5 protein-coding genes are annotated in these 9,047 nt (G+C 52.4%); 1 reads left to right on the top strand and 4 read right to left on the bottom strand.

The genetic code is table 11. From position 1 onward, the window contains the following. Positions 1-155: 155 nt before the first annotated feature. Complete coding sequence (pulA, locus tag Q7P68_RS13500; protein WP_304226536.1) at positions 156-4,757, bottom strand: type I pullulanase; 4,602 nt, start codon at positions 4,755-4,757, stop codon at positions 156-158. 90 nt (positions 4,758-4,847) lie between these two features. On the opposite strand from pulA, the gene Q7P68_RS13495 reads away from it, so the two are divergent. Then, entirely contained in the window at positions 4,848-6,554 is a 1,707-nt protein-coding gene (locus tag Q7P68_RS13495) for an alpha-amylase family glycosyl hydrolase (RefSeq protein ID WP_304226534.1), read from the top strand. 21 nt (positions 6,555-6,575) lie between these two features. Here the strand turns inward: Q7P68_RS13495 and Q7P68_RS13490 are convergent, their stop codons facing one another. The 3 genes from Q7P68_RS13490 to Q7P68_RS13480 all read right to left on the bottom strand — a co-directional run. Continuing rightward, on the bottom strand, positions 6,576-7,514 hold the full coding sequence (locus Q7P68_RS13490; RefSeq protein ID WP_304226532.1) for a hypothetical protein: 939 nt from the start codon (positions 7,512-7,514) through the stop codon (positions 6,576-6,578). Positions 7,515-7,592: 78 nt separating this feature from the next. Then, entirely contained in the window at positions 7,593-8,507 is a 915-nt protein-coding gene (locus tag Q7P68_RS13485; RefSeq protein WP_304226530.1) for a sugar ABC transporter permease, read from the bottom strand. Next, on the bottom strand, positions 8,504-9,047 hold a 544-nt coding region (locus Q7P68_RS13480), incomplete at its 5' end, for an ABC transporter permease subunit (protein WP_304226528.1). The genes Q7P68_RS13485 and Q7P68_RS13480, both read right to left, overlap by 4 nt.

The raw sequence follows: 9,047 nt of genomic DNA, 5'->3' as shown, positions 1-9,047 counted from the left end.
CTACATCCCCCTCCAGGATATGGTTAGCCTCCTTAACCGAATCGGCCGGACTGAGGTCCTGGAAAGCCGCTATAACACCTTCCGGGGGAGCCGCAACCTCAAAAACCGGCCGATCCATGTCACCGAGTACTTGTACCTGGTAGAAAAGAAGTAGGCTATTTTAGCAACACGAGGGCTCCCTTGGACGGAATGGCAAGGCTCTGGTCAATTACTGGCCCCGTTCCGGCTTCCCAGGTTGCAGCAGCGGCGCTGTCTGCAAGGAGCTGCCAGGTCCCATGGGGAAGGGAGATCTGGGCCTGCTCAGGACGGCTGTTGGCGGCGATCAGCAGTACCGAGGGCCCGACCCCGGTCGCCCGTTCATCAATCTGCCAAACTAAAAGCCCTTCTGTTTCTTTGAGGAACGATATGGCCTTGCGGATGGCATTGCCATGTTCAAGCCGGAGACCAGGTTGTTCTTTCCTCAGTCTAATAAGGAAGCGTACATAGTTTACGGTTGCGCCCTCTCGGGCCGCCCGCTCCCAATCAAGGCCGTTTAAGAGGTCCCCCGCCTTGTAGGAATCATGACAGAACTGCCTGCCGGTGGCTGGGTCGGTTACGCATTTATCTATGCCCCCCTGCGCGATCCAGGCGTCGGGGACTTCCTTGGTCCGTAAAAACTCCATGCCCGCATGCAGCACCGGGATGCCCTGGCTTGTGAGGAGCAGGGTAAGACCAAGGCGCTGGAGCCGTCCGTAATATGCCGGCTCTCGGTAACTTTCCACCAGATGGAGTTTGTCGTAAAGGGTCAGGTTGTCATGAACTTCCAGGTAGTTGATAGATGAGGCGCTTTGTTCTGTCCATGGCTGTGGCCGGGCGGTGCCGCTGACTTCATGGTTGTGAACATCATGATGATGAACCGCCCCCACAAGGCCGAACTTAACGCTTTCTGCATATCGGCCGTCGTGTATCCAGCCGGGACTGGCGGCATCGAACACTGAGCCCTTTACGCCGTCCCGGAAAGCGTCGTTGAACATGCCGTAGTCGGGAAGAAGGTGTATATTAAGCTGGCTCGCCATGGAAAGACCTCGTTTGCCCCGGGACCCGCCGTACATGTTCCAGCCTTCGCCGTACAGGAGCAGGTCTGGCTTTACCTTTTTGAGTTCCGTGGCGATACTCTGCATGGTTTCCACATCATGCAGGCCCATGAGGTCAAAACGGAAGCCCGATAACTTGTATGTGGTAAGCCACCAGCGGAGGCTGTCGATCATGTATTTGCGGAACATGTACCGTTCGCTGGCCGTGTCGTCTCCAGCGCCGGAATCCCGCCGGCCGCGGAAATAGTAGCCCGGGACGCAGGCTTCCAGGGCGGAACGCCGGTAGTCCGGTACATGGTTGTACACCACATCCATAATGACTCCGATTCCAGCCTTTCCAAGGGCATGGACAAGGCTTCGCAGTTCCAGGACCCGGTTTGCGCCATCTGCGGGATTTGTGGCATAGGAACCTTCCGGGGCCATGTAATTTCCCGGGTCGTAGCCCCAGTTAAAGGCGCCGTTCTGGGGGAGAGATTGATATTCTGGCTCTCTGACGCGGCCTTCGTCCACCGAGACAAAGTCGAAAATGGGAAGGATCTGCACATGGGTAACGCCGAGAGACCGGATGTAATCAAAGCCGCTGCCTGCGGTACCAGGGCTGCTCCATGCGGCCCCCAGGTAGGTGCAGCGAAGCTCTTCCGGGCCCTGCCAGCTCCGGTGGCTTGTAAGGTCCCGAATATGGGTTTCCCAAATGATGGCATCATTTGCGGATTGCAGGGCAGGGGGTAACCAGTTTTGCCAGCCCTCAGGTTCAAGACGCCGGGGATCCAGGATCATGCCCCGGTTGCCGTTAAGGCCCGCGCTTTTTGCGTAGGGGTCTATAGTTTCCCGTTCTAGGCTGTGGATCCGCAGCCGGTAAGTATAATAGAGGCCGTGGTATTCCCCTGAAAGCCTTATATGCCAGACCCCCTTGTCCTGCCGGTACATACGGTGAACTTCGAGGGGTTCGTCTGAAAACGGCGCATCTGTGCTCGGCGCTCCGGTACGCCAGACACAGAGGTGCACCTCTGCTGCGGTGGGCGCCCAGACTTTAAAATCCGTGTAGTAGGGTGTACAAATTGCCCCCAGTTCTTCATCAGTATGATATGAACGGGCAAATTCCTTTGAATCGTACCAGGCACGGAGACTTTCGATGGGCCCCCGGTTATAAAGGCCAGAAAGTATTTGTTTTTCTAGATAGTTTTTTTCCCGGCTTGGCCTGTTAAAGGTGGGGAGCCGGGGGCTCGCTGCTTCCCACTGTTCTGTAAGGCTGTGGTTTGGTTCACTCTTAAATGCAAGGGTTTCTTCCGAGGTAACCGCAGCGGGATCTTGGGAAAGGCCTCTAGAAATTTCATTGTTCCGCTCCCCGGAGCGTAATACATGAGTTTTTGCAAGAATTTTCTTGTCCCGATCCCAGCTAAATCGGTATGTTTTTCCGCCCTCCAGTTTGGTCTTCCATGAAATGAGTTCCTTCTGATATGGAACGGTACATTCTGCATCAAGGGTTTCTGGATCGCCCGGATCCACGCGGTCCCAGTACAGGGTAAGATGGAAGCCCGTTTCTCCTTCATCAAACTGTACATGGAGACGGTTGCCGCGGCCAAAAGCGGCTGCACCGGACAAGAAATGAAGGGCGGCGGTCTGAATCGCTGAATCTACTTGGGCCGATGGTCCTGCCTGATTTGTCGCAGCGGTTGGTATTGGATGGGGCGCGATGAAAACACGTTTTTCCGTAAGGCTGAAACGAATGCCGAGCCAGGACTGCATACCGACCCGCACAAGCTCGGAGACGCTCCAGGCCTGTGAAAAGGTTCCCGAATGGGTGGGGAGTCCGTCTGGGGCAAGCAGGGCATGGCTATTTTCGCTTAAGGTTCCAACAGCTCCGTCTTCCAGTACCTGCCGGCAGAGCTCCTCTTGGAGCTTTAGTGCTTCTCTGGAACGGCCGAAGCGGAGGAGAGCTTCTAGGACAAAACCTGAGTTCCATAGCCAAATGGTACCATTGTGGTAGGCCGCGTCCTTGTGATAGAAGGGGGAACCGTCATGGTGGCCGTGAAAATAAGGGTCCTCCTGAGAAAGGCTTGCCACGCCATAGGGATACACTAGTTCCCGGTATACATCTTTAAGGACCTGGCGCTGAATTTCTTCCGGCAGAAGGGCTTCCTCTTGGGGGAGTATGGCCAGAACCGTGACGGCGAGGAGTGCGTTGGGTCTGCTGCGGAGATCCGGCTCTGCAGATGACCCCACACCAGGAGATGCTGGATCTAAAAGCCGGTCAGCCAGGCGGCCATGTTCAGGGAACCAGAAATGGGCAAGGAATTGTTTTTTCAAGGCGCTCGCCCGTGTGCGGTACAGATCCTCCCGCGCCGAATCCCCTGCCAGGCGGGCGATCTTTTCGCCGCAGCGCAGAGCCGTATAGAACAAGGCTTGTACTTCTACCGCCCGGTTACCCCGTTCGGACCAGGGCTCCTTGCCCCGAATGCGGGCATCCATCCAGGTGTCCGCCGGTCCGTGGGTTAAAAAGCCGTACTCGTCGCATCGGCCAAGGTCTGCTTCCAGGGCCCGGTCGATGACGCCCTTCATGGCAAGGGCAAAGGCGGTGTCACCTGTATATTCCACATATTCCCAGACTTCCCGGATAAACCAGGGGGTGCCGTCTACGGTGTTGTAGATAACATCCTGGGGATTTCGCCAGCGGTTTGGGATACGTCCGTAGTTGGGACTGGCTGGATCTTTATCCTGCCGTTCCGCAAAGGTAGCGATGATTTCCTTTGCCTCTGCGAACTGGCCCGTAACGAGGAGTATGCCCGGCAGGGCGATAAAGGTGTCCCGGCCCCAGTTGTCCCGGAACCAGGGAAGCCCCGCCCAGATGCCAAGGCCATACTCCCGGGTAACCATGGTCCAGCCAGAAAAGGCAGCCCAGGCAAGTGCTCTGTCAAAAACTTCGTTCCCAGAGCGAAAAGTAAAGGAAGAAAAGAATTGTTCTATTTTTTGTTGATGAAGCGCCTTGCCGTCCTGGACTAACAGATCCGCAGCTTTGTCGGCCGAATTCTCGCCCCAGGCAATGTAGACTTTGGTTTGTGCCGATTTCCCGGTGCCATCATTAATGGTCCCTGGTGAAGATTTTTTTAGCAGGCAGAGTTCATAACCCTCCGGAATTTTGGTAATCCCTGTACTGTGCAGCGACTCCGATCCATGTAATACCTTTATTTCAATCGGTTCTATAGATGCAATGGCCACCGCTTCGCCCGACAGTAAAGGTTCTTCTCCGGCAGCCTTTTTTGCGGGAACAGACGCCTTTTTAGCGTCCCGCTTTACTATATGTATTGTCTTGCCTTCGACAATTCTGGTGTCATAGCACCAGGGTGTATCGGTTTTGGGGAGCAAGAGAGCACAGCTTGATGAAAAAGAAAGCCATAGGGCGCTCTGTTCTAAAAGCAGTGACAACGCAAGCTCATCGCTGCGATAGTTAAACCGGATTTCCCCCGGTGATGCGGATATGGCAGTGTCGGCCCGGGAAATAAGGTCCCGGCCAGAACCCAGCAGCACATCCTTACATCTGCACAGATTGCCCCGCACATAGCCAGCGCCGGCGGCAAACTGGGCTGAACGTACATCAATATAACCCCGTTCTCGGTCCGCCCAGCTCAATATCCGCTCCGTTCCTGGACGAATGGTATAGGTCAATTGTGATAAAAAATCTGTCATAAGGGTCTCCAAAACCGGTTTAGTTATGATATACTAGCCCCAGATTGGTGCATGGGCAAGTGTTTCATGCGATATTTTGGAGGAAATTTGATGAACCTGTTCTTTGTTCTTATCGTTTCGCTTTTGGTTGGCTGGCTTTCTCCGGCGCCGCTTGAGGCCCAGGACCTACCCTGGTGGAAGGACGCTGCAGGGCCTGCCTATCAGGTTCTTGTCTATTCTTTTGCCGATTCCGATGGAAACGGCTATGGTGATATCAAGGGCTTGATCCAGGCTTTAGATTATCTTAATGACAGCAATCCAGAGACCCATAACGATTTGAATGTGTCAGCCCTGTGGCTTTCTCCGATTAACCCGGCCAGCTCCTACCATGGCTATGATGTAAAAGATTACAAGGCTATAGACCCTAAACTGGGCACCATGGCGGATTTCGAAGAGTTAGTGCGGGAAGCCCATAAGCGGGGAATTAAAATTATCCTTGATATGGTTTTTAACCATACCTCCCGGGAACATCCGTGGTTTCTAGAAGCCATGAAGTCCGCCTCTAGCCCCTATGTGAATTATTACCGGACTAAACAAAATGGTGTTTCCTATGGCGCCAGCGGTATGGGCCGGTTCTACAAGTACACACGCCCCGATGGCTCTGTTTTTGAATACTTTTCCGCCTTCTGGGAGGGTATGCCGGATCTCAACCTTGACAATACGGACGTGGTGAACGAGCTCAAGGATATACTTGCCTTCTGGCTGAATAAGGGCGTCGACGGTTTCCGATTTGATGCGGCTAAACATGCCTTTGATCCGAACGAAATGCCTTCAGGGACCCCCACATTGGCGCTAAACAAGACATTCTGGAATGATCTCCGCCGTTCGGCCCGGCGGGTAAAGCCGGATGTGTATTTTATCGGCGAGGTCCTGACGGAAAACCTTTTAGAAGTTACGTCCTATACGGGTGTATTTGACGGCCTCTTTGATTTTCCCGCCGCCCGGCAGGTAATCGATGCGGTCCGCAGGATGAGCGCCACCGGTTTTATCAACGCTTATCAGAATATTTATGGTCAGTACAGCAAAATTCCGGCATTCCAGCCCGCGCCGCTCCTTTCCAACCACGACCAGGACCGGTATATCAGCTCCCTCATGACGAGCCTGAGCCTGGATGCGGTAAAGGGCTGGCAGATCGAAAGCTCCGATTCGGAACAGGTTCGCACTACCAAACAGCTGGTTCTGAGTCGGGCAAAAATGGCCGCATCGATATACCAGACTTTACCGGGACTTCCCTATGTCTACTATGGGGAAGAACTTGGCATGACAGGACGTCGCTATAAAAACGATGATGTGGCCCGCCGGGATGCCTTTAGATGGAACAACGATAGTTCAAAACCTGCCGTCACTTGGATGAAATCGAGTGGTAAAGTTGAACCTGGCCAGAATACTCTTACTCCTTCGGTTGGGGATCAGCTTAAAGACCCGCAGAGTCTCCTGCGGCATTACCTAAAGCTCAGTGAGCTCAGACAGGCAAGCGCCGCAATCCGACAGGGAGCCTTCGCAACTGTTCCCTGGGCCGGTTTTGATGGGTCCTATCTGCTCGCCTGGCTGCGGGAGAACGATAACCAGAGAGTGCTGGTACTCCATAACCTGGACAGCCTGCAATTTACCGCTCAGGTTCCCCAGGATGTAAAACTTGCCCTCCTCTGGACAAGCAGCCAGGGCATGGTGCCGGACAAAGGCCGTACGTTTCTCACCGCCGGCCAGACTCTTACGTTGGATCCCGCCCAGTCGGCGGTATACGAGATAGTGAAATAGCTATGGATCCAATTTCAAAAGTCAGTTATGTTTGATATTGGCTCTGCGGTAACGGCTTGTGTAGAGGACCACGACCCGGATGCCCGCAAGGAGCGAATAGGCTAGCCACAAAAAAGGAGCCTTAAAGGCGGGGATAAAAAGCCCTACGAGTCCTATCACAAAAGCAGGCCCTGCCATAATAGCAGCGGCCATTTTTATGCCTTCCAGGGGGCGTATTGCTTTTTCCTGTTCGTCTCCCAGCTTTTTCCGATAAACTGCAAATGAAAGCATTACGCCGAGTATTGTCACAAAGGCAAGATTTTGAACAAGCATCAGAAGAAAGAGGGTAAGTATAAGAGAAGGGATTGATGAAAAGGCGGCGGTAAATAAGAGCCCCTCTATAAGATCCGCCAGGGTCCTGCGGTTTTGAGCCGCCTGTTTTAATATATCGGAAGAAAAACCTTCAAAGGCCTGAAGCGGTGCGCTCACCAGGATACCTGTATTTCCATTCCGTATCAAAAAACGGTCTGGGCCCAGCTGAAGCAGATTGCGGCGGCTCTTTACTATATCAGCCGCTTCCGATTCTTGCTTGGTTTCGTCAATACCAGTTGCTTCCTGAACATGTAACTTATCAGTATTGGTGCTGATAAGGATATCCCAGTTTCCAGAGTTAAGAGTAAGGGGATCTTCGGAATTGCTTACAGTCATTTTCCCTGAGCTGATAGAAAACTCAAAGTTTTTAGATGCTAAGTCCTCAAAGACATTCCCCAGGCCCGGGTACTGGCTTGCTTGAGAAGCGGCATCCGCTTCTCTCCAGCGGTTTGCGGCAAAGGGAAGACTTATAGCGATGGTTGATGCAATAAAAATGGCAAGTATAAAAAACCAGTTAAGATTCTTACATTCTTGGGCAGCTGAATCGGACCACCATGCTTTTGCTGCGGTCCAAAGGGGTAAGGTTGCTTTCTTTTGATGTTCTTCCATGGTTCGTATTGTATCTGTTGGGTTGTCGCAAGTCTATATAAAAATGCGGTCCGCTTTCTGCGGACCGCCACAAGTTATTTAGCCCTTTTCTGCGCCGGCAGCCATACCGTAGACGATAAAGCGTTGCATGTAGAACTGGACAATCGTAATAGGCGTTGCGAGCACCAGGGCTCCAGCCATGAAGTTTAATGGATTATAGTAAAGGGTGATAAGCGGATCGGTGAGCCGGTACAGGAAGATTGCAACGGTCTGGTTCTGCATGTTAAGGAGCTGGTTGGGCAGCATGTAGTCCATCCAGGGGGCCATAAAGGCATTTACCGCAATAAAGCCGATAATCGGGGTGGAAAGGGGGAGTATGATTTTGGTAAACACCTGGGTCTTACTGGCCCCGTCGATAAGGGCTGCTTCATCTATGGAAAGGGGAATGGACCGCATGTATCCCCGGATTAAATATGTATTATAGGGAATCGCCCCTGCAGCGTATATTAAGGTAAGCAGTATGGGTTTATTGAGCCATCCAAAGGTCCGGTAAATCATGAAGAGGGCGATCATACCCATGAAGGAGGGGAACATTTGGAGGAGCAAGAATGATACCAGTATCGATTTTTTTCCCCGGAACTTAAAACGGCTAAAAACGAATCCTGTAATGGTGGTAAGCAGCACTACTGCAAAAGTATTCGCAACTGCTATCTGCAGGGATCGTAAAAAGGCTGAAACGAAGTCAGAAAACTGGGCACCCGTCTGACTCTTATAGGTAAAGAGATATTCATAATGTTCTAGGGAAAACTTACTAAAGTCCGGTATAAGGGGAACGCCGGAAAGTAGTTTGCCCTTAGAGAGGGACGCGCTAATCATCCACAATATCGGAACCAATATAATAAGGCAGGTCAGGGTGAGCCAGAGATAGTGGAGAAAGCGTAAAATGGAGTTTCGCATGAGGGCTGCCTGGGTCTGGCGGCCCTTTACTAAGGTTAAAGGCCTGTTTTCGCTCATTCGCCTGCCTCCTCTTGGAACGATTTGGATTTGAGCAGGTTGTACACGGAGAATCCGCCCACTATAAAGAATATAAGAATGGAATATACGGCAGCTACGTTGTACTGCTCAAAGTCCTTGGTAAAGGATAGTTTATAAATCCATGAGATAAGAATATCGGTTTGTCCAGGCATAGCCGATCCTACAATGCGCATACTATCCGGAATTTTTGATGGATCCCAAGCCGGGCCACCTCCGGTGAGAAAGTAGACTGCACCAAAGTTATTAAAGTTAAAGCTGAATGTCATAATAAGGGCGGGCATGGTGGCCGCAATAACCATGGGCCAGGTAATGTACTTAAAGCGCTGCCAGCCTGAGGCTCCGTCTATGGCGGCGGCTTCGTAGAGTTCCCGCGGAATGGTTGCCAGGGTCCCGATAATCATCATCATGTGATAGGGGGCTCCAAGCCAAAGGTTAACCATAAGAACCACAAAGCGGGCTAGCCGGCCATTGTAAATGGGCTGGAACCAGAAAATCGGCTGATCTGCCTTACCGGCGAGT

Source organism: Gracilinema caldarium, from assembly GCF_029265695.1.
GTDB lineage: Bacteria > Spirochaetota > Spirochaetia > Treponematales > Breznakiellaceae > Gracilinema > Gracilinema caldarium_A.
Note: the sequence above shows the minus strand (reverse complement) of the source record. Positions and strands in the feature narration are given on the sequence as shown.